Here is a 21221-nt window from a genome sequence, read left to right on the forward strand (position 1 = left end):
AGCCAAATATTTTATAAGGATTTAAGCAATGCCAATCTATCGTTCAGCAACGACTACCCACGGACGCAACATGGCTGGTGCGCGCGCTTTATGGCGTGCAACTGGCGTTAAAGATGATGACTTCGGTAAGCCAATCATCGCGGTTGTAAACTCTTTCACTCAATTCGTACCTGGCCACGTTCACCTTAAAGATATGGGTCAACTGGTTGCAGGTGAAATCGAGAAAGCGGGCGGTATCGCTAAAGAATTCAACACCATCGCAGTCGATGATGGTATCGCAATGGGCCACGGCGGCATGCTGTACTCACTGCCATCACGTGAGCTTATCGCAGACTCGGTAGAGTACATGGTCAATGCACACTGTGCAGATGCGATGGTGTGTATCTCTAACTGTGACAAAATCACTCCGGGAATGATGATGGCAGCTATGCGCCTAAACATCCCTGTGATCTTTGTATCAGGCGGCCCAATGGAAGCAGGTAAAACCAAGCTTTCAGATCAAATCATCAAGCTCGACCTTGTTGACGCGATGATTCAAGGCGCCGATCCAACCATTTCTGATGAGCAAAGTGAGCAAGTAGAGCGTTCAGCATGTCCAACCTGTGGTTCATGTTCAGGTATGTTCACAGCAAACTCAATGAACTGTCTAACAGAAGCACTTGGTCTATCTCAGCCTGGTAACGGTTCTATGCTGGCAACACACGCAGACCGTGAAGAGCTGTTCATCAATGCCGGTAAGCGTATCGTTGATCTAACCAAGCGTTACTACGAGCAAGACGACGAATCAGCACTGCCACGCAACATTGCAAACCGCGCTGCCTTTGATAATGCGATGGCACTTGATATCGCAATGGGTGGTTCTAGTAACACCGTTCTTCACCTTTTGGCAGCAGCTCAAGAAGGCGACATTGATTTCGATATGGATGATATCGACGCGATGTCTCGCCGTGTTCCACACCTATGTAAAGTGGCACCTTCAACTCCGAAATACCACATGGAAGACGTTCACCGCGCTGGTGGCGTAATGGCTATCCTTGGTGAACTTGACCGTGCAGGTCTACTAAACAACCAAACTCGCACGGTACTTGGTCTAAGCATGCAAGAGCAACTTGCACAGTACGACATCATGCAGACAGAAGACGAAGCCGTGCTTAAGTTCTTCCGTGCTGGTCCTGCGGGCATCCGTACAACTAAAGCTTTCTCACAAGATTGTCGTTGGGATCGTCTTGATGACGATCGCAAAGAAGGTTGTATCCGTACTAAAGAAAACGCATTCAGCCAAGAAGGTGGACTAGCGGTACTTTCAGGTAACATCGCGGTTGATGGTTGTATCGTTAAGACCGCGGGTGTTGATGAAGAAAACCTTAAATTCCAAGGCCCTGCAATCGTATTCGAAAGCCAAGATACGGCAGTAGACGGCATCTTAGCGGGTAAAGTAAAAGCCGGCGAAGTGGTTGTTATTCGTTACGAAGGTCCTAAAGGTGGTCCGGGCATGCAAGAGATGCTTTACCCAACGACTTACTTGAAATCAATGGGCTTAGGCAAGTCATGTGCTCTACTGACTGATGGTCGCTTCTCTGGTGGTACATCAGGTCTGTCTATCGGTCACGCTTCTCCAGAAGCAGCAAGTGGCGGTGTGATTGGTCTAGTGAACACGGGCGATATTATCACTATCGACATCCCTAGCCGCTCAATCACACTTGATGTGCCAGAAGCAGAGCTTGAAGCACGTCGCGTTAAACAAGATGCACTAGGCTGGAAACCAGAAAACCGTCAGCGTGAAGTGTCTTTCGCACTGAAAGCTTATGCAAGCATGGCGACCAGTGCCGACAAAGGCGCTGTACGTGATAAGTCTAAACTTGAGGGCTAACTATGAGTGATGACACCTCCAGCCCCCAAAAACAAACTGGCGCAGATTATCTGCGCCAGATCCTGAGAGCGCCGGTTTACGAAGCGGCGATTGTGACACCTCTGCAAGATATGCCACGCTTAAGCGCTCGTATCGGTAATCAGGTTCAGCTTAAACGAGAAGACCGTCAGCCGGTGCACTCGTTCAAGCTACGTGGTGCCTACAACATGGTATCAAGCCTTTCTGAACAACAGAAAGCCGCAGGTGTGATTGCTGCATCGGCAGGTAACCATGCTCAAGGTATGGCGCTGTCCGGTTCTAAGCTTGGTATTCAGACCACGATTGTGATGCCAAAAACGACGCCGGATATCAAGGTTGATGCGGTACGCGGATTTGGTGGTAATGTGGTTCTGCACGGCAGTAATTTCGATGAAGCAAAAGCGGAAGCGGAACGCCTATCGGCTGAACATGGCTTCACCTTTGTACCTCCTTTCGATCACCCACTGGTGATTGCAGGGCAAGGTACTATGGGCATGGAGATGCTGCAGCAAAACGGTCACATGGATTATATCTTTGTGCCGGTTGGTGGTGGTGGCTTAGCCGCTGGTGTTGCAGTGCTTATCAAACAACTGATGCCAGAGATTAAAGTGATTGCGGTAGAGCCTGAAGACTCAGCTTGCTTGAAAGCAGCACTGGATGCGGGTGAACCAGTGGTACTGGATCAGGTCAGCATGTTTGCTGATGGTGTTGCGGTTAAACGCATTGGTGAAGAAACCTTCCGTCTTTGCCAACAGTACATTGATGGTCATATTACAGTATCTAGCGATGAAATCTGCTCTGCGGTAAAGGACATCTTTGAAGACACCCGTGCAATTGCTGAGCCTTCAGGAGCGCTTGCTCTGGCAGGCCTTAAGAAGTTTGCAGAACAAAACCAACTGCAAAATAAGCAACTAGCAACGGTATTGTCTGGTGCGAACACCAACTTCCACGGTCTGCGTTATGTCTCTGAGCGTTGTGAATTGGGTGAGAAGCGAGAAGGTCTACTTGCGGTGACTATTCCAGAACGACAAGGTGCGTTCCTAGAGTTCTGTAACATTATTGGTGGTCGAGCGGTGACTGAGTTTAACTACCGCCACAACGACGAAAGCCTGGCGAATATCTTCGTTGGTGTACGTCTACAAGGTGGACAAGAAGAACTCGAACACATCATCAATGACTTACGTGAGGGTGACTACGCGGTTGTCGACTTGTCTGATGACGAGATGGCAAAACTTCATATTCGTTACATGATTGGCGGCAAACCATCGAAACCATTGAAAGAGCGTCTGTACAGCTTTGAGTTCCCTGAATACCCAGGAGCATTGATTAAATTCCTTGATACCTTAGGGACTCACTGGAATATCAGCTTGTTCAACTATCGTAACCATGGTGCTGATTACGGTCGTGTGCTGTGTGGTTTTGAGCTTGGTGATGACGATTTGGCTCAGTTCTCTACGCATTTAGAAGAACTCGGCTACCAATGCAAAGATGAAACCGATAACCCTTCCTACAAGTTCTTCTTGTCTTAAAAGTTCGGACTAAACATGAAAAAGAGCGAGTTATGATAACTCGCTCTTTTTATTGGGCTGATTCAAACCTAACCCGAATGATCTTCAACGGATCGCATCATTAGATCGCTTTACGATGATCCAACCAATCTTGGTGAAGTTGCTCACTTGATCCTAGATATTTGACCATCCATTCGATCAATTTATGGTTATCGTCTTTTCGCCACACCAAACAACAATGACTCTGCGGGCTTGGCTCGGGCAATATTTTTTCTACCAGCAAACCTTGCTCAATAATAGGTGCGGCGATATGCCTTGGCATGTAACCCACCCCAACACCATTTTTAAGACACTCTATCGCACTGTACCAGTTAGGTAACAATAGACGCCTTTGATTCGAAAAGTGCCCTGTGTGTCGCTTAGGCAGTACACTAGAGGTATCATCCAAACATATTGCTGGGTATTGACTGACAAAGGCTTCATTAAGGTTTTGCTCTCGCACACACGGGTGACTGGGTGACATCACAAATGCCCAATCTAACCGCCCCATATCCTTAACTTCAAAGTCACCACCAACCGGAATCGCCGAGGTTGCACCAATCACGACATCCGCCCTGCCCTGTGCAATGGCTTCCCAAGAGCCGTTAAACACTTCCATGTTAATCTGCAGCTCAGCGAACTCAAAGGTTTGATAAAACTCTTCAATCATAGGCTTCATCTTGTCGAGCTTAACCACGTTATCAAGCGTTAAGCGCAAGGTTTTCTTCCAACCACGCGCAGCTCGGCGAGTCTGGGCACTGAGTTCTTCCATCTGTCTCAGCAGTTGACGAGCCTCTTCAATAAACAACTCACCTGCAGGTGTCAGCTCTACTTTTCTTGGTAACCGTCTGAAAAGTAGAACATCAAGCTCTTGCTCTACCTGCCTAACCCCATAGCTGATCGCTGAGGGCACTTTGTGCAATTGTTCTGCCGCCGCAGTAAAACTGCCTAAGCGAGCAACAGTATCGAGCATTTCTAAAGAGGATTTAGAGAACATAAGCCTTCAAATTTTTTGATTGATAACCACATATTTTAGCGTTTTATTTTATCAGGTCTGAAAAATAGAATGTCAGCACAAATAAACAGGGGCTTTCACTTCTGTATATCAAACAATTTTTTTGATGATAAAAACATCACTACCTTTAGCTTAATGGCATCTTATGAATATTTCTAAATTTCAATTGGTCTACCTTGCAGTACTTTCAATGCTTGGCTTTATTGCGACCGATATGTACCTTCCTGCATTTAAGGCAATGGAAGTTGATTTCGCAACCGGTCCAGAGCAGATTGCTCTGTCTCTAACTGTATTCCTTGGCGGTATGGCAATGGGTCAGCTTCTTTGGGGTCTGGCGAGTGACAAGTATGGTCACCGCAACACACTAGCGGTTGGTCTTGTTATCTTTACGGCAGCGTCATTCGGCTTGGCATTCAGCACCGAGGTATGGCACCTACTAACACTACGCTTCATTCAAGCGATCGGTGTGTGTGCGCCTGCGGTAATCTGGCAAGCAATGGTTATCAAGCGTTACTCGCAAAGCAGTAGCCAGCAAATTTTTGCTACTATCATGCCTCTAGTAGCGCTATCTCCAGCACTAGCACCTCAACTGGGTGTGTTGCTAGCAGACAGCTTTGGCTGGCACAGTATCTTCATTACATTGACTTTGATGGGCGCACTACTAATTGCAACAACAATGGCTCAACCAAAAGAAGCGCCTGAAGTAAAGCAGACATCGATTAAGACAGACATCAAGATGTTGATAAAATCAAAGCCTTACATGGGTAATGTTTTAATGTTTGCTTCGGCATCTGCAGCGTTCTTCGCTTACCTAACGGGTATGCCAGAGATAATGGCTCAGCTAGGTTATGAAGCAAAAGACATCGGCTTGAGCTTTATCCCACAGACAATCGCGTTCATGGCGGGTGGTTATTTCGGTAAGCAAGCGGTGAAGAAATATGGTGATGGCGTTGTACTAAGAAATCTTATCGGTTTGTTCAGCGTTGCAGCGATGCTTATCTTCATTGCATCACAGTGGGAACTGACGTCAATCTGGCCTCTGCTTGCGCCTTTCTGTTTGATTGCAGTAGCAAACGGTGCACTTTACCCAATAGTAGTAAACCGTGCTCTATCAAGTGCTAAGCAAAGCCCAGCAACAGCTGCTGGCCTACAAAACAGCCTGCAAATCAGTATCAGTGGCCTATCAAGTGCATTGGTCGCGGCAATGGCTAGCCAAGCACTAAGCGCAACGGGTATCGCGGTTGTGATTTGTTTGGGTGCATTGTGGGTTGGCTATATTGTTTCAAACAAAGAGCTTTCTGAACACTTCGCGACACCAGACAACTCTCGAGTGGTCGCTGACGAGAAACAAGACTAGTTTCTCGTTTAACGAAAACAAAAAAAGAGCGAGTAATCTCGCTCTTTTTTTATATCTAAAGTTATTTAGAAAGCAGCCAGTGGCATTGCTACTGGCTTGTATCCGAATATCTTTTGGACGTTAGTACTTACTTCTTAGTTGGACGTTTCCAATCAGCAATCTTACGTTCTTTAGCACGGCTGATAACTAACTCATTTTCAGCAACATCACGAGTTACTGTAGAGCCAGCACCAACGGTAGCGCCATTACCAATAGTAACTGGAGCAATTAATTGACTATCTGAGCCAACGAATACGTCATCGCCGATGATGGTCTTAAACTTGTTTGCGCCATCATAGTTACAAGTGATAGCACCTGCACCCACGTTTACGCGCTGACCAATTTCAGCATCGCCTAAGTACGTTAAGTGATTCGCTTTAGAGCCCTCACCAAGGCGAGTGTTCTTCATTTCGACAAAGTTACCAACGTGCGAGTTATTACGCATGTCAGCTCCAGGACGTAAGCGAGTGAATGGACCAACCGTACAGTCTTCACCGACCGTTGCACCTTCGATTACGCTGTATGGGCGAACGATAGTGTTGTCATCAATCTCACAGTCTTTCAATACACAACCAGTGCCGATAACCACATTATCGCCAATGCTTACACTGCCTTCGATGATAACGTTAGTATCAATCTCAACATCCATACCACACTGTAATTCACCGCGTAGATCAAAGCGGCTTGGGTCGCGTAACATTACGCCTTGCTTCAATAGCTTATCTGCTTGTTCAGCTTGGTAAGCGCGCTCTAGACGAGCCAGTTGTGAGCGGTCGTTCACGCCTTCAACTTCAATTGGGCTTACTGGATGTACAGCCTCAACCGCACGACCTTCATCGTGAGCCGCTGCAATAACGTCAGTCAGGTAGTATTCACCTTGTGCGTTATCGTTGCTTAAGCCAGACAACCAACGTTTCAGATCGCCACCAGTAGCCACCATAACGCCAGTATTAATCTCTTTGATAAGCTTCTGCTCATCGGTTGCATCTTTTTGCTCAACGATAGCGACAACCGGGCCATTGCGACGAATGATACGACCGTAGCCCATCGGGTTATCTAGAACGACAGTAAGTAGTGCGATACCACCGTTTGGTTGAGCGTCTAATAGGTTTTCAATGGTTTCAGGAGAGATTAGTGGAACATCACCGTATAGCACCAATACTTTTTCATCATCAGCAAAATGTGCAGATGCTTGATCTACAGCGTGACCAGTACCTAGCTGCTCAGCTTGCAGTGCCCAATTTACAGATTCTTCAGCTAGAGTAGCCTTCATCTGATCACCACCGTGGCCGTAAACCAGGTTGATATTTTGAGCGCCTAAACCATTACATGTATCGATAACATGCTTCACCATTGGCTTACCCGCAAGCGTGTGCAGAACCTTTGGTGTGTTTGAATACATGCGAGTGCCTTTGCCCGCCGCGAGAATCACTGCGCTAAACTTCATTGTAAACCTATCCAACAGTATTTTTATTAAGCCGATATTGTAACCGTTTTTGGCCAAAAAATTAAATCACAATAACCATTTAACCAGTAGTGATGTGTAAAAGATGCATTTTTCAGAACCTAAAAATGCAAAAAGGCGACCCTTAGGTCGCCTTTATCTCAGAGTCTATAATCTTAAAAAGATTAACGACGCTGCTTTGTCAGTTCGATAACTCGTAACTGAGCAATGGCTTTAGCCAGTTCACCGGCCGCTTGTGCGAAGTCTATGTCGCCATGCTGATTTTGGATATTCTCCACAGCCTTGCGTTTAGCTTCTTCCGCCTTTGCTGCGTCTAGCTCTTCACCACGGATAGCTGTATCAGCCAGTACAGTCGCTGTACCAGGCTGAACTTCTACCATACCACCAGAAACATAAATAATTTCTTCGTGGCCGTGCTGCTTAACAATACGCACCATACCAGGCTTGATAGCGGTCAGCAGTGGAGTGTGACCATGGAAAATACCAAGCTCACCCTCACTACCGGTCACCTGAAACGTCTCAACAAGACCAGAGAAAATTTGTTTCTCGGCACTTACAACGTCTAGGTGAAAGGTTATTGCTGCCATATCGCCTCCTAGTTAGCCTTATAGCTTCTTAGCATTCTCGATAGCTTCGTCAATTGCACCACAGTACATGAACGCTTGCTCTGGAATGTCATCGTATTCACCAGATAGAAGACCTTGGAAGCCACGTAGAGTCTCTTTAAGAGGTACGTAAACGCCTGGGTCACCTGTAAATACTTCCGCTACGTGGTAAGGCTGAGTTAGGAACTTCTCAATCTTACGAGCACGAGATACAACTTGCTTATCTTCTTCAGATAGCTCGTCCATACCTAGGATAGCAATGATATCTTTCAGCTCTTTATAGCGCTGAAGAGTAGACTGAACGCCACGAGCGATGTCGTAGTGTTCTTGTCCAACTACCAATGGATCCAGTTGACGTGAAGTAGAATCTAGCGGGTCGATCGCTGGGTATAGACCCATAGATGCGATGTTACGGTTAAGTACAACCGTTGCATCCAAGTGAGCGAACGTTGTTGCTGGAGACGGGTCAGTCAAGTCATCCGCAGGTACGTATACCGCCTGTACAGACGTGATAGAACCAGCTTTAGTTGACGTGATACGCTCTTGTAGAACACCCATTTCTTCAGCTAGTGTAGGTTGGTAACCTACCGCAGAAGGCATACGACCTAGAAGTGCTGATACTTCAGTACCTGCTAGTGTGTAACGGTAGATGTTATCAACGAACAGTAGAACGTCACGACCTTCGTCACGGAAGCGCTCTGCCATTGTTAGACCAGTCAGTGCAACACGTAGACGGTTACCTGGTGGCTCGTTCATCTGGCCGTAAACCATCGCTACTTTTGATTCTTCAGGTTTTTCGATGTTTACAACACCTGCTTCCTGCATCTCAAAGTAGAAATCGTTACCTTCACGAGTACGCTCACCTACACCTGCAAATACAGATAGGCCTGAGTGTTGAAGTGCGATGTTGTTGATAAGTTCCATCATGTTAACGGTCTTACCTACACCAGCACCACCGAATAGACCGATTTTACCACCTTTAGCGAATGGACAAATCAAGTCGATTACTTTAACACCAGTTTCTAGAAGAGCTGTCTCGTTAGACTGCTCTTCGTAGCTTGGAGCTTCACGGTGAATGGCGTAATGCTCTTCAGCACCAATCTCGCCACACTCATCAATCGCGTCACCTAGGACATTCATGATACGACCCAATGTCTTAGTACCTACTGGTACTGAGATTGGAGCGCCAGTATTTTCAACTGTCAAACCACGACGTAAACCATCAGAGCTACCCATTACGATTGCGCGAACTACGCCACCGCCAAGTTGTTGCTGAACTTCAAGAACTAGACGCTCTTTCACTTCATTAACATTCAGAGCATCGTATACACGAGGTACTTCGCCCTGTGGGAACTCTACGTCGACTACCGCACCGATGATCTGTACGATCTTACCTGTAGCCATCGTTAATCCTCTAACTATTTAGTTTTACCTAAGCTTAAACCGCAGCTGCGCCTGAAACGATCTCAGAAAGTTCTTGTGTAATCGCCGATTGACGGGCTTTGTTATACACAAGTTCTAAGTCATCAATAATGTCACCAGCATTATCTGTTGCTGATTTCATTGCAATCATTCGAGCCGCTTGCTCACAAGCAAGGTTCTCGACCACACCTTGGTACACTTGAGATTCGACATAGCGAACCAATAGTGCATCTAGTAGTGGCTTTGGCTCGGGCTCATAAATGTAGTCCCAAGAATGACTGCGTTTCATTTCTTCGCTGTCTGATTTAGGCAAAGGAAGTAATTGATCGATCGTTGGTTCTTGAACCATAGTGTTTTCAAACTTGTTGAACACTACGAACAGGCGATCTAGTTCGCCTTCATCATATTTCTTCAGCATAACGCTCACAGAGCCAATCAAGTCTTCAAGGCTTGGACGATCGCCCAGACCAGAAACTTGAGCTGCTACTTTCGCGCCGCTGTTGTTGAAAAATGCTGTTGCTTTAGAGCCTACAATTGCAAGCTCAACATCAGCACCTTTCTCAGACCAATCTTTCATGTCGTTCATGGCTTTCTTGAACAAGTTAATGTTCAAACCACCACAAAGACCACGGTCTGTAGAAACGATGATGTAACCAACACGTTTGGCTTCACGTTCCTCAAGATAAGGATGCTTATACTCGAGGCTACCATTAGCCAAATGACCGATCACTTTACGCATTGTTTCTGCATATGGACGAGTAGCTTCCATTGCGTCTTGAGAACGACGCATTTTTGAAGCTGCTACCATTTCCATTGCTTTCGTAATCTTCTGTGTGCTTTTAACACTACCGATTTTATTACGTATCTCTTTTGCGCCGGCCATCGTTACTCTCCGTTAATGGTATGAGGTGGCCCTAAGACCACCTACCAATTACCAGGTCTGGGTTGCCTTGAAATCGTCAACAAGCTTCTTCAGCTCAGCTTCGATTTCTTTGTTGAAAGCACCCGTTGCGTCGATCTGTGTTACTAGATCAGCGTATTGACCACGAGCAAACGACAGTAAAGCAGCTTCAAAGTCTAGAACTTTAGAAAGTTCAACGTCTTGAAGGTATCCACGCTCTGCAGCGAAGATTACTAGAGCTTGGTCAAATACAGACATAGGAGCGTATTGCTTCTGCTTCATCAGTTCTGTAACTTTTTGACCGTGGTCTAGCTGCTTCTTAGTCGCTTCATCAAGATCCGAAGAGAACTGAGCAAATGCTGCAAGTTCACGGTATTGAGCTAGAGCAGTACGGATACCGCCAGATAGCTTCTTGATGATTTTAGTCTGCGCCGAACCACCTACACGAGAAACTGAGATACCTGGGTCAACAGCTGGACGTACGCCCGCGTTGAACAGCTCAGTTTGTAGGAAGATCTGACCATCAGTAATCGAGATTACGTTCGTTGGTACGAATGCAGATACGTCACCAGCTTGCGTTTCGATGATAGGAAGAGCTGTTAAAGAACCAGTCTTGCCTGTCACTTCGCCGTTAGTGAATTTTTCTACGTATGCTTCGCTTACACGAGCTGCACGCTCAAGTAGACGAGAGTGAAGGTAGAAAACATCACCTGGGAACGCTTCACGACCTGGTGGACGCTTAAGTAGTAGCGAGATTTGACGGTAAGCGACAGCTTGCTTAGATAGATCATCATAAACAATCAGTGCATCTTCACCGCGATCACGGAAGTATTCGCCCATCGCACAACCAGCATACGGTGCAAGGTATTGCAGCGCTGCAGATTCAGAAGCAGATGCAACAACAACAACAGTGTTTGCTAGTGCGCCGTGCTCTTCTAGTTTGCGAACTACGTTAGCAATAGTCGACGCTTTTTGGCCGATAGCTACGTAGATAGAGAAAATACCAGAATCTTTTTGGTTAATAATCGCATCGATCGCCATTGCTGTTTTACCAGTCTGACGGTCACCGATTACTAGCTCACGTTGACCACGACCGATAGGGATCATTGAGTCAACAGACTTGTAACCAGTTTGAACAGGTTGATCTACCGATTTACGGTCGATTACACCTGGTGCGATAATTTCTACAGGCGAAGTCAATTTAGCTTCGATTGGACCTTTACCATCAATTGGCTCACCTAGCGTGTTTACAACACGACCAAGCATTTCAGGACCTACTGGTACTTCTAGAATACGACCAGTACCTGTAACTTTCATGCCTTCCTGTAGGTCAGCATACGGGCCCATTACAACAGCACCAACCGAATCACGGTTCAAGTTTAGTGCTAGAGCGTAACGGCCACCCGGTAGTTCGATCATTTCACCTTGCATCACGTCCGCTAGGCCGTGGATGCTAAGGATGCCATCGCTTACAGAAACGATAGTACCTTCATTGCGAGCTTCACTAACAACGTCGAAAGATTCAATACGTTGTTTAATTAGATCGCTAATTTCAGTGGAATTAAGTTGCATGCTCCAATCCCCATTAAGACTGCAATGCATCGCTCAGGCGGTCTAAACGACTGCGCGCTGAGTTATCGATGACTAGGTCTCCGGCTCGAATAATAACTCCACTAAGTAGAGTCTCATCTATACTGCAATTCAGCTGAACTTTGCGCGCTAAGCGCTGTTCCAATTTGCTGCTGATCTCTGCTCGTTGTTCTTCAGAAAGTTCTACCGCTGAAGTTACTTCAACGTCGATCTCTTTCTCATACTCTTTTTTGAGTATAAAGAACTCTTTACAAACATCAGGAAAAGCCATTAAGCGGCCATTCTCTGCCATCACTTTAATTAAGTTCTGACCGAATTCATCAAATTGTTCGCCACAAATTACAATGAATACTTCAGCTAATTTTTCAGCAGTCATAGAACCGCTTAATAAATTGTGAACATCATCATTTTGTGCCACTTCGGCAGCAAAAGTAAGCATTTGACCCCATTGGTCTAGCTCACCTTTATCTACCGCAAAGTCAAACGCTGCTTTAGCATAGGGGCGTGCGATTGTAGTCAAATCAGACATATACAGCCCCTTGCTTTAAAGTTTTGCAGTAATGTTGTTAAGAAGATCATCGTGTACATCTTTATCGATTGTACGTTCAAGGATTTTCTCAGCACCAGCTATAGCCAGAGTTGCGACTTGTTTGCGCAGGTCATCACGGGCACGTGTACGCTCTGCTTCAATTTCTGCTTCAGCTTGCGCTAAGATCTTCTGGCGTTCTGCCTGAGCCTCTTCGCGTGCTTCATCAATAATTTGAGCTTTACGTTTGTTTGCCTGATCAATAACCTCAGTTGCAGTGCGCTTTGCTTCTTTCATTTGCTCAGAAGCGTTGGCTTGTGCCAGGTTCAAGTCTTTAGCAGCGCGTTCAGCGGCTACTAGACCGTCAGCAATTTTTTTCTGACGTTCTTCAATTGCTTGCATGATTGGTGGCCATACATATTTCATGCAGAACCAAACAAACAGTGAAAAAGCAATTGCTTGACCTAGCAGAGTTGCGTTCATATTCACAACAGCTACCCCTCGTTAAGAATCAACTACAAAAATTTAATTAACTATTTAGAAGTTAATTAGCCTGCTAGTTGACCAACAAATGGGTTAGCAAACGTGAATAGTAGTGCGATTACGATACCGATCATTGGAACAGCATCCAATAGACCAGCGATGATGAACATCTTAACTTGTAGCATTGGAGCCATTTCAGGTTGACGCGCAGCGCCTTCTAGGAATTTACCACCAAGAATAGCAAAACCAATTGCAGTACCTACGGCACAAAGACCAACAATGATAGCAACAGCGATTGCTGAAAAACTTAGTACAGTTTCCATTTACGTTCTCCGATTAACATTAATAGTTAGAATAAAGCTTAAAAATTTTTTAGTGATCACTATCTTCATGAGCCATTGATAAGTAAACGATTGTCAACATCATGAAAACAAACGCTTGAATCAAAATAACCAAGATATGGAAGATAGCCCAAGGTAGTGCACCTACCCATTGTAAGTACCACGGTAGCATTGCCGCGATAAGAATAAACACCACCTCACCCGCAAACATATTACCAAATAAACGCATACCTAGAGATAGTGGCTTCGCTAATAACGAAATTACCTCAAGTACCAAGTTAAATGGAATCATGATTGGGTGATTAAATGGATGCAGTGCCAATTCTTTAGCAAATCCGCCTAGACCTTTCACTTTGATGCTGTAGTAGATCATCAGAGCAAAAACACCTAAAGCCATTGCCATTGTTATATTAACATCAGCTGTAGGAACCACTTTCAAGTAAGGGATACCTAGCCAATGCTCTGCAGGATATGGTAAGAAATCGATAGGCACTAAGTCCATCAAGTTCATAATGATAATCCAGCAGAATATAGTCAGTGCTAGTGGGGCAATCAGAGGGTTGCGGCCATGGAAAGTTTCTTTAACGTTGTCACCAACGAATTCCACTACCATTTCAACAAAACACTGAAGCTTACCAGGTACACCTACTGTTGCTTTCTTAGCGACTGAGCGAAAAACCCAAAGGAATAACATCCCTGTCAACACCGAAAAAAACAGACTGTCTATATGTACGTTCCAGAAACTTGTCTCCTCTACAAGACCAAACTTAGCTAAAGAAAGGTTTTGTAAATGGTGTTCAATGTATCCGGATGCTGTTGGCGCAGCCATAACTCATCCTATTTTTTATTGTTAATGAAAAGCACTGGCGCAAAGATATTAATACCTAGAACCAGTAAATAGGTCAGTTTGAGGGGAATTAATTCCACCTGCATATACATGTAGACGATAGAGAATAGTAGAACTGTGATTAAGATTTTGAGCGCTTCACCTGCATAGAACGACGCCGCAACTAACTTAGTTGCGCGAGCTCCACAAAATAGAAAAGCACACACACAAAAAACTACATTCGCGATGACAAAAATACCACCACCGATTAATGCAGCAAAACCCCAATCAGGATTAACAGCTAAACCTAACCCTATCGCCACTAATATAACCGCGCTAAGCTCGATCAATAACATTTGCTTTGCAAGCACTCGTCCTGGTCTTGCTAACGCCGCTACCATGTATTCGTTCCTCTTTTAAGCCTACTTTGATACTCGCTTAAAAGCGTGCTGATAAATTGGCGAAAATTATACGTTCAGCCAAATTGATTGCAATAAGAATGCAGCAATCATTTACATTTTTGTATACAAACCGACAACTTTTGTACGAAATCACTTGTTCATTACATAATTGACCTAAATCAATTATCTCACTTAGTACTCTAATTTAGCAATAAGTTGATCTAATTTGTGAGGCTCATCAAGAGTAATTGTCACTTTTGACTTCCCACTAACAGAACGAGTAACTGAAACGTTTGCTTGCAATTTTTCCGTGAGTCTTCGTGAAAGTTCGATAGCTTCAGTGTCTTCTTGCTTCGATTCTGATTCAACGTCTGGCTTTAAGCACTTTTTAACAAGCTGCTCAGTTTGACGCACGGTCATTTTTTTGGTTGCCGCAGTGTTTGCTGCCTCAACCTGGGTATCGCCTTCGAGCGCAAGCAATGCTCTAGCATGCCCCATTTCCAGGTGTTTGTTGGAAACTAAACTTTTTACTTCATTTTCGAGCTGATTTAGACGTAATAAGTTACTAACCGTTGCTCTCGATTTACCGATCACTTCAGCAACTTGTTGATGTGTCAGCTCAAATTCGTTCTGCAAGCGCTCTAACGCTTGTGCTTCTTCGATAGCATTCAAGTCTTCACGCTGAATGTTCTCGATCAATGCCATCGCAATCGCGGCCTTGTCTTCGACTCTCTTAATTAGACATGGCACTTGCTTAAGGCCAGCTTGACGAGCAGCTCTCCAACGACGTTCGCCAGCAATAATCTCAAACTGGTCGTGTGCTAAGGGGCGTACAACGATTGGCTGAATAATACCTTGAGATTGGATTGATGCTGCCAGCTCTTCTAGCGCTTCCGGCGCAATATCCTTACGCGGTTGATATACACCTGGCTTTAAGCAACCAACAGCCAATTCGATAAGCTCACCATCAGCCGACAACGCCTGACTATAAGAAGCAACTTGCTGCTTTTCACGAGCTAATGAGCTAGTTGCAAGCAATGCATCTAGCCCCTTTCCTAAACCACGCTTAGACATTGAGCGAATTCCTTTGGTTGGACCTATACTGGGACTTCTTCACGACGTAACATTTCGCCAGCAAGAGCAAGATATGCCTTAGCTCCTGCAGAATATTTGTCGTAGTACATTGCTGGCTTGCCATGACTCGGCGCTTCTGCCAGACGCACATTTCTAGGGATCACAGTTCGATAGACTTTGCTACCGAAGTGCTTTTTGAGTTGATCAGATACTTCGTTCGATAAGCGGTTACGAGGGTCGTACATAGTACGCAGAAGACCTTCAATCTTCAGATTCTCATTGACCACCGCAGCGAGCTTGCTAATGGTATCCATCAACGCAGTCAAACCTTCCAAAGCAAAGTATTCACATTGCATAGGAACCAATACGGAATCGGCCGCAGCCATCGCATTAATTGTAAGAAGATTTAATGACGGTGGGCAATCGATAAAGATGAAATCATAGTTATTACGAATGGATGCCAACGCGTTCTTTAGGCGAACTTCACGAGCAAACACTTCCATCAATTTGATTTCTGCCGCTGTAACATCACCATTTGCGGCGATAAGGTCATAATTGCCAGATGTACTTCGGCAAACTACCTCATCAAATGGGGTGTCTTCAACCAGCAAATCGTAAGCAGTTGCTTCAACCTGATACTTGTCAACACCGCTCGCCATCGTGGCATTACCTTGAGGATCGAGGTCAACAACCAATATCTTGCGCTTTGTTGCCGCCATTGATGCTGCCAAGTTAATGCAAGTTGTTGTTTTTCCTACGCCACCCTTCTGGTTGGCAATTGCTACGATTTTACCCACTATGGCCTCGCTGATTATCCTTGACGCGATAAAGTAACTAGATGACGCTCTCCATCAAGCTCTGGCACTTGCAAAGCTTTAATGTCTGTCACTGAACACCATTCAGGTAACAGGTCGATTTCGTCTCTAGGATGTTGTCCCTTAAGAGCCAAAAATACACCGGATTGCTCTTTAGGTAAATGATGACACCACTCTACCATGTCTGTCATTGATGCAAATGCGCGACTGAGCACGGCATCAAACTTTTCTTCTGGTTGAAATTCTTCAACACGACTTTGAATCGGCACCACGTTGTCGATACCCAGCTCATGAATCACTTGCTTGATAAAACGAATACGCTTACCCAAGCTGTCTAGCAAGTAAAACTCGCAGTCAGGATTCATGATTGAGAGCGGAATCCCAGGAAGGCCAGGGCCTGTGCCAACGTCAATAAAGCGCTTGCCTTGTAAGTGAGTGCTAACAATGATGCTATCCAAGATATGTTTCACCATCATTTCTTGCGGATCACGAACTGACGTCAGATTGTATGCTTTGTTCCACTTGTTTAGTAACTCAACGTAGCCAACCAATTGGCTGCGTTGCTTTTCAGATACTTCAAGTTCAGTCTGGCCAATCAGGTGATCCAGTTTTTCGCGTAATGCGCTCATTATGCTTCCTCACCTTTTTTCAACAGGCCGTGTTTTTTCAAGTAAACCAACAGAATTGAAATTGCAGCAGGTGTGATACCTGAGATTCGCGATGCAATACCAATTGAGTCTGGTTTAGCGGTAGTTAGTTTTAGAACCACTTCGTTAGAAAGCCCTTTTACCTTACTGTAATCGATGTCAGCCGGCAGTTTGGTGTTTTCATGACGCAGTGATTTTTCAATTTCATCTTGTTGACGTTGGATATAGCCATCGTACTTCACTTGGATCTCAACTTGCTCTGAGGCTTGTTGATCTTCCAGTGCAGGACCGAAACGATCCAACGACGTTAGCTGTGAATAAGTCATTTCAGGACGACGAAGAAGATCTTCACCACTCGCTTCACGAGACATTGGTGTTTTCAGGATCTGGTTCAATTGATCAATATCTTCAGATTTTGGGTTAATCCATGTTTCTTTAAGACGTTGACGCTCTTTCTCCATGTTTTCCATCTTCTCGTTGAATCGCGTCCAACGAGCATCGTCGACCAAGCCAAGTTCACGTGACTTTTCAGTCAAACGGATATCAGCGTTGTCTTCACGAAGCAACAAGCGGTATTCCGCGCGAGATGTAAACATGCGGTACGGTTCTTTGGTACCCATTGTCGACAAGTCATCGATAAGTACACCCATGTAAGCTTGATCGCGGCGTGGGCTCCAGCCCTCTTTGCCTTGCGTAAACAAACTCGCATTCAAACCGGCCATTAAGCCTTGTGCTGCAGCTTCTTCGTAGCCAGTGGTGCCATTGATTTGCCCTGCAAAGAACAACCCCTTAATAAACTTGGTCTCGTAAGTCAGTTTAAGATCGCGAGGGTCAAAGAAATCGTACTCAATCGCGTAACCAGGACGAACGATGTGTGCGTTCTCAAAACCTTTCATTGAGTGAACGATTTTTACCTGAACATCAAACGGCAAACTGGTTGAAATACCATTAGGGTATAACTCGTGCGTCGTTAGGCCTTCAGGCTCAATGAAAATTTGGTGACTGTTTTTATCAGCAAAGCGCATCACTTTGTCTTCAATCGACGGACAGTAACGAGGGCCAATACCTTCAATCACACCAGCGTACATCGGGCTGCGATCGAGGTTGGCACGAATAACGTCATGCGTATTTTCGTTAGTGTGCGTGATGTAACATGGAATCTGACGCGGCTGCTGAGCTCGGTTACCCATGAATGAGAAAACCGGAGTCGGATTATCGCCGTGTTGAACCTCAAGATCAGAAAAATCAACGCTGCGTGCATCAATGCGAGGAGGTGTACCTGTTTTCAGGCGATCAACTCGAAATGGAAGATCACGAAGACGGTCAGCGAGCGCGATCGATGGTGGATCACCCGCACGTCCACCCGATGAACTTTCCATACCAATATGAATCTTACCGCCTAGGAATGTGCCTACCGTTAAGACCACAGCATTAGCGCGGAATTTGAGGCCCATTTGCGTAACCACACCCACCACTTGATCTTGTTCAACGATCAAGTCATCAACCGACTGTTGGAACAGAGTTAGGTTTGGTGTGTTTTCAAGAACATTACGGACAAAGGCTTTGTAAAGTGCGCGGTCAGCTTGTGCACGAGTTGCACGTACCGCAGGGCCTTTTGATGCGTTTAATGTTCTGAACTGAATACCTGCATGATCAATAGCTTGCGCCATTAATCCACCCATAGCATCGACCTCTTTTACCAAGTGGCCCTTACCGATCCCGCCAATGGCTGGGTTACAAGACATCTGTCCCAACGTATCGATATTATGAGTTAGTAATAACGTACTTTGACCAGTACGTGCAGATGCGAGTGCGGCTTCCGTTCCTGCATGGCCACCACCAACAACGATGACGTCAAATTTTTCGTGATAAAGCATGAACCGACCTCAGGTACTCAAACGTTTCTAGATTGATAAAAAGGAGCGATATTCTACCTGTTTTCATAGCTTGAGAAAACGTTTTTGGAATTTTTCGAAAAAGCTGTTTTTAATTAATATAGATAAGATCTTTAGAGAGATCTTTTATTAGATCTATTATTAGGATCGAGGGCGTCTGTGGATAAGTAGAAAATGATCAACAAGATCATGGATCTTTTTTGGATCAAAGGGTGTGATCTAACTTTGATCATAATGAGGATTAGCTGGGATCAAAATGGCTACTTATACACAAGGGGAAATTACCTAGAAAGTTGTTATTTGGATAACTATAGGTTGATCACCGTATATGTATGATCTTATCCACAGAGGAAATTGAAAAAATGGGCATGTATTTCGATTTATTTTCAAAAAAGTTATTCACAATCACGATTTTCAGAGACAAAAAAAGCGGCATAAGCCGCTTTTTAGAATGTTGAGGTGTTAAAACTGGTCACTATGATCGTTAAACCATTCCTCTGCAGCATCTTCTGGGACCGGTGTTTCAAGAACATCGATGGTAAAACAGCCAGAAATAGCTTGAGCACCGAGCTCTTTTAGTTGGCTGTGGACAGATTTACCTGCCAAACAGAAGGTATCGTAGCTCGAATCTCCAAGCGCCACTACAGCAAAGCGAACCTGGCTTAAATCTGGAGATTGCTGGGTCAATGCGTCGATAAACGGCTTAATATTATCTGGAAATTCACCGGCACCATGAGTTGAAGTGACCAACAACCAAAAGCCTTGTTGGGGGATATCATCGTATTCAGGCTGATTATGAAGGGTTATTTCATGACCTTGCTCTTCAAGAAGATCATTAAGGTGATCGCCAACGTACTCTGCACCACCTAAGGTGCTACCTGTAATAATGTGGATCATTAAGCTGTCCTTACTAAAGAAGAAGGCCAGCATGAGCTGGCCTTTTAAGGTTATTTACCAATACAGAATGAAGAGAAGATGCGACCTAAAAGATCGTCTGAACTGAACTCACCCGTGATCTCATTGAGGTGCTGCTGAGTAATTCGAAGCTCTTCCGCTAAAATCTCACCCGCCATGTAGCCTTCAAGCTGCTGTTGGCCGATATCTAGGTGTTCTGATGCTCGTTCTAGGGCATCTAAGTGACGACGACGTGCCATAAAGCCACCTTCATGACCACCAGCAAAGCCCATACAATCCTTTAGATGACTACGCAGAGCGTCGACACCTTGGCCTGTTTTGGCTGATAAGCGAATCAGGGTTGGATCGTTAACATGACAAATGCCTAACTCTTCACTGGTTTGATCCGCTTTATTACGAATTACCGTCATTCCGATGTTGTTTGGTAGACGATCAACGAAATCTGGCCAGATATCTTTCGGGTCTGTTGCGTCTGTTGTTGTGCCATCAACCATAAATAAAACTCGGTCTGCCTGAGCTATTTCTTCCCAAGCACGTTCAATACCGATTTTTTCTACTTCATCTGAGGCCTCACGTAGGCCTGCGGTATCAATAATATGCAGTGGCATGCCGTCAATATGGATATGTTCACGCAGTACATCACGTGTCGTTCCCGCAATATCGGTCACAATGGCAGATTCTTTACCCGACAGCGCATTCAATAGGCTTGATTTACCCGCATTTGGGCGGCCTGCAATCACGACTTTCATGCCTTCACGCATGATTGAGCCTTGATTGGCTTCTTGGCGTACAGCTTCTAGGTTATCAATGATAGCTTGTAAGTCAGTGCTTACTTTACCGTCAGCCAGAAAATCAATTTCTTCTTCTGGGAAATCAATCGCGGCTTCAACGTAGATTCTTAAGTAAATCAGAGAATCTACCAGCGTATTAATGCGTTTAGAGAATTCACCTTGCAGGGATTGTAGTGCAGATTTCGCCGCTTCTTCTGAGCTGGCATCAATCAGGTCAGCAATCGCTTCTGCTTGTGTTAAGTCCATCTTGTCATTCAAGAAGGCACGCTCAGAGAATTCACCAGGACGCGCAGCACGCACACCTGAGATGGATAGGATACGTTTGATCAGCATGTCCATAACCACAGGACCACCGTGGCCTTGCAGCTCTAACACATCTTCGCCTGTGAACGAATGTGGGTTAGGGAAGTAAAGTGCAATACCTTGGTCGAGTTCGGTGCCATTGTGAGATTTAAAAGGCAGGTACTCGGCATAGCGCGGTTTTAGTACTTTGCCTGTTACTTCAAGCGCGACTTGAGCGGCTTGTGGGCCTGAAACGCGGATAATACCGACGCCACCACGTCCTGGCGCAGTCGCTTGAGCAACAATCGTATCTGTAGTCATAGTTGTGCCTGCTAGCATGTGAAGGCCAAAGGGGCGTTCACGATTAATCAATTAGCTGAATTGTAATCAGCTCAA

Annotated in this window: 20 protein-coding genes; 3 read left to right on the top strand and 17 right to left on the bottom strand. The window is 45.2% G+C overall.

Translation table 11 applies throughout. From position 1 onward, the window contains the following. The first annotated feature begins 28 nt into the window (after positions 1-28). Positions 29-1870 carry a dihydroxy-acid dehydratase gene (gene ilvD / locus MED222_RS05190; RefSeq protein WP_009848114.1) on the top strand — a complete coding sequence of 614 codons (1842 nt, stop codon included), beginning with the start codon at positions 29-31 and terminating at the stop codon, positions 1868-1870. A 2-nt stretch (positions 1871-1872) separates the two neighbouring features. Further along, on the top strand, positions 1873-3417 hold the full coding sequence (gene ilvA, locus MED222_RS05185; protein WP_009848115.1) for a threonine ammonia-lyase, biosynthetic: 1545 nt from the start codon (positions 1873-1875) through the stop codon (positions 3415-3417). Between the two features lie 100 nt (positions 3418-3517). Here the strand turns inward: ilvA and punR are convergent, their stop codons facing one another. After that, entirely contained in the window at positions 3518-4432 is a 915-nt protein-coding gene (gene punR, locus MED222_RS05180) for a DNA-binding transcriptional activator PunR (protein ID WP_009848116.1), read from the bottom strand. A 163-nt stretch (positions 4433-4595) separates the two neighbouring features. Between punR and punC the strand changes: the two genes are divergently transcribed. Beyond that, positions 4596-5807: a purine nucleoside transporter PunC gene (punC, locus tag MED222_RS05175; protein WP_009848117.1), complete on the top strand. Its 1212-nt coding sequence runs from the start codon at positions 4596-4598 to the stop codon at positions 5805-5807. Positions 5808-5934: 127 nt separating this feature from the next. Here punC and glmU read toward each other — a convergent pair whose 3' ends face one another. The 16 genes from glmU to mnmE all read right to left on the bottom strand — a co-directional run bounded on the left by glmU (position 5935) and on the right by mnmE (position 21146). Beyond that, on the bottom strand, positions 5935-7293 hold the full coding sequence (gene glmU / locus MED222_RS05170) for a bifunctional UDP-N-acetylglucosamine diphosphorylase/glucosamine-1-phosphate N-acetyltransferase GlmU (protein WP_009848118.1): 1359 nt from the start codon (positions 7291-7293) through the stop codon (positions 5935-5937). Positions 7294-7475: 182 nt separating this feature from the next. Then, positions 7476-7898 (bottom strand): F0F1 ATP synthase subunit epsilon, encoded by a 423-nt coding sequence (locus MED222_RS05165; protein ID WP_004735742.1) that lies wholly within the window; start codon positions 7896-7898, stop codon positions 7476-7478. 18 nt (positions 7899-7916) lie between these two features. After that, positions 7917-9320: a F0F1 ATP synthase subunit beta gene (atpD, locus tag MED222_RS05160; RefSeq protein WP_009848119.1), complete on the bottom strand. Its 1404-nt coding sequence runs from the start codon at positions 9318-9320 to the stop codon at positions 7917-7919. Between the two features lie 34 nt (positions 9321-9354). After that, entirely contained in the window at positions 9355-10221 is an 867-nt protein-coding gene (gene atpG, locus MED222_RS05155; protein WP_009848120.1) for a F0F1 ATP synthase subunit gamma, read from the bottom strand. A 48-nt stretch (positions 10222-10269) separates the two neighbouring features. Then, the gene (atpA, locus tag MED222_RS05150) at positions 10270-11811 is read right to left on the bottom strand and encodes a F0F1 ATP synthase subunit alpha (protein ID WP_009848121.1); all 1542 of its coding nucleotides are present in this window, start codon (positions 11809-11811) and stop codon (positions 10270-10272) included. 13 nt (positions 11812-11824) lie between these two features. Then, positions 11825-12358: a F0F1 ATP synthase subunit delta gene (gene atpH, locus MED222_RS05145; RefSeq protein ID WP_009848122.1), complete on the bottom strand. Its 534-nt coding sequence runs from the start codon at positions 12356-12358 to the stop codon at positions 11825-11827. 15 nt (positions 12359-12373) lie between these two features. Then, positions 12374-12844 carry a F0F1 ATP synthase subunit B gene (gene atpF / locus MED222_RS05140; RefSeq protein WP_010433231.1) on the bottom strand — a complete coding sequence of 157 codons (471 nt, stop codon included), beginning with the start codon at positions 12842-12844 and terminating at the stop codon, positions 12374-12376. Positions 12845-12903: 59 nt separating this feature from the next. Then, entirely contained in the window at positions 12904-13161 is a 258-nt protein-coding gene (gene atpE / locus MED222_RS05135) for a F0F1 ATP synthase subunit C (RefSeq protein ID WP_004411110.1), read from the bottom strand. Between the two features lie 49 nt (positions 13162-13210). Beyond that, a complete protein-coding gene (gene atpB / locus MED222_RS05130; protein ID WP_009848124.1) occupies positions 13211-14008 on the bottom strand; it encodes a F0F1 ATP synthase subunit A in 798 nt (265 codons plus the stop codon). An 8-nt stretch (positions 14009-14016) separates the two neighbouring features. Beyond that, positions 14017-14406: a F0F1 ATP synthase subunit I gene (locus MED222_RS05125; protein WP_008221392.1), complete on the bottom strand. Its 390-nt coding sequence runs from the start codon at positions 14404-14406 to the stop codon at positions 14017-14019. 192 nt (positions 14407-14598) lie between these two features. Continuing rightward, positions 14599-15480, bottom strand: a complete 882-nt coding sequence (locus tag MED222_RS05120) for a ParB/RepB/Spo0J family partition protein (protein ID WP_009848125.1) — start codon at positions 15478-15480, stop codon at positions 14599-14601. Positions 15481-15503: 23 nt separating this feature from the next. Continuing rightward, positions 15504-16277 carry a ParA family protein gene (locus tag MED222_RS05115; protein ID WP_009848126.1) on the bottom strand — a complete coding sequence of 258 codons (774 nt, stop codon included), beginning with the start codon at positions 16275-16277 and terminating at the stop codon, positions 15504-15506. 14 nt (positions 16278-16291) lie between these two features. Then, positions 16292-16924: a 16S rRNA (guanine(527)-N(7))-methyltransferase RsmG gene (rsmG, locus tag MED222_RS05110; RefSeq protein ID WP_009848127.1), complete on the bottom strand. Its 633-nt coding sequence runs from the start codon at positions 16922-16924 to the stop codon at positions 16292-16294. After that, positions 16924-18819, bottom strand: a complete 1896-nt coding sequence (gene mnmG / locus MED222_RS05105; protein WP_009848128.1) for a tRNA uridine-5-carboxymethylaminomethyl(34) synthesis enzyme MnmG — start codon at positions 18817-18819, stop codon at positions 16924-16926. Before mnmG ends, rsmG begins: the two co-directional genes overlap by 1 nt. A gap of 480 nt (positions 18820-19299) precedes the next feature. Further along, positions 19300-19734, bottom strand: a complete 435-nt coding sequence (gene mioC, locus MED222_RS05100; RefSeq protein ID WP_009848129.1) for an FMN-binding protein MioC — start codon at positions 19732-19734, stop codon at positions 19300-19302. A gap of 50 nt (positions 19735-19784) precedes the next feature. Further along, a complete protein-coding gene (gene mnmE, locus MED222_RS05095; RefSeq protein WP_009848130.1) occupies positions 19785-21146 on the bottom strand; it encodes a tRNA uridine-5-carboxymethylaminomethyl(34) synthesis GTPase MnmE in 1362 nt (453 codons plus the stop codon). Positions 21147-21221 lie beyond the last annotated feature (75 nt).

It is taken from the genome of Vibrio sp. MED222 (genome assembly GCF_000153005.1).
GTDB classification, from domain to species: domain Bacteria; phylum Pseudomonadota; class Gammaproteobacteria; order Enterobacterales; family Vibrionaceae; genus Vibrio; species Vibrio tasmaniensis_A.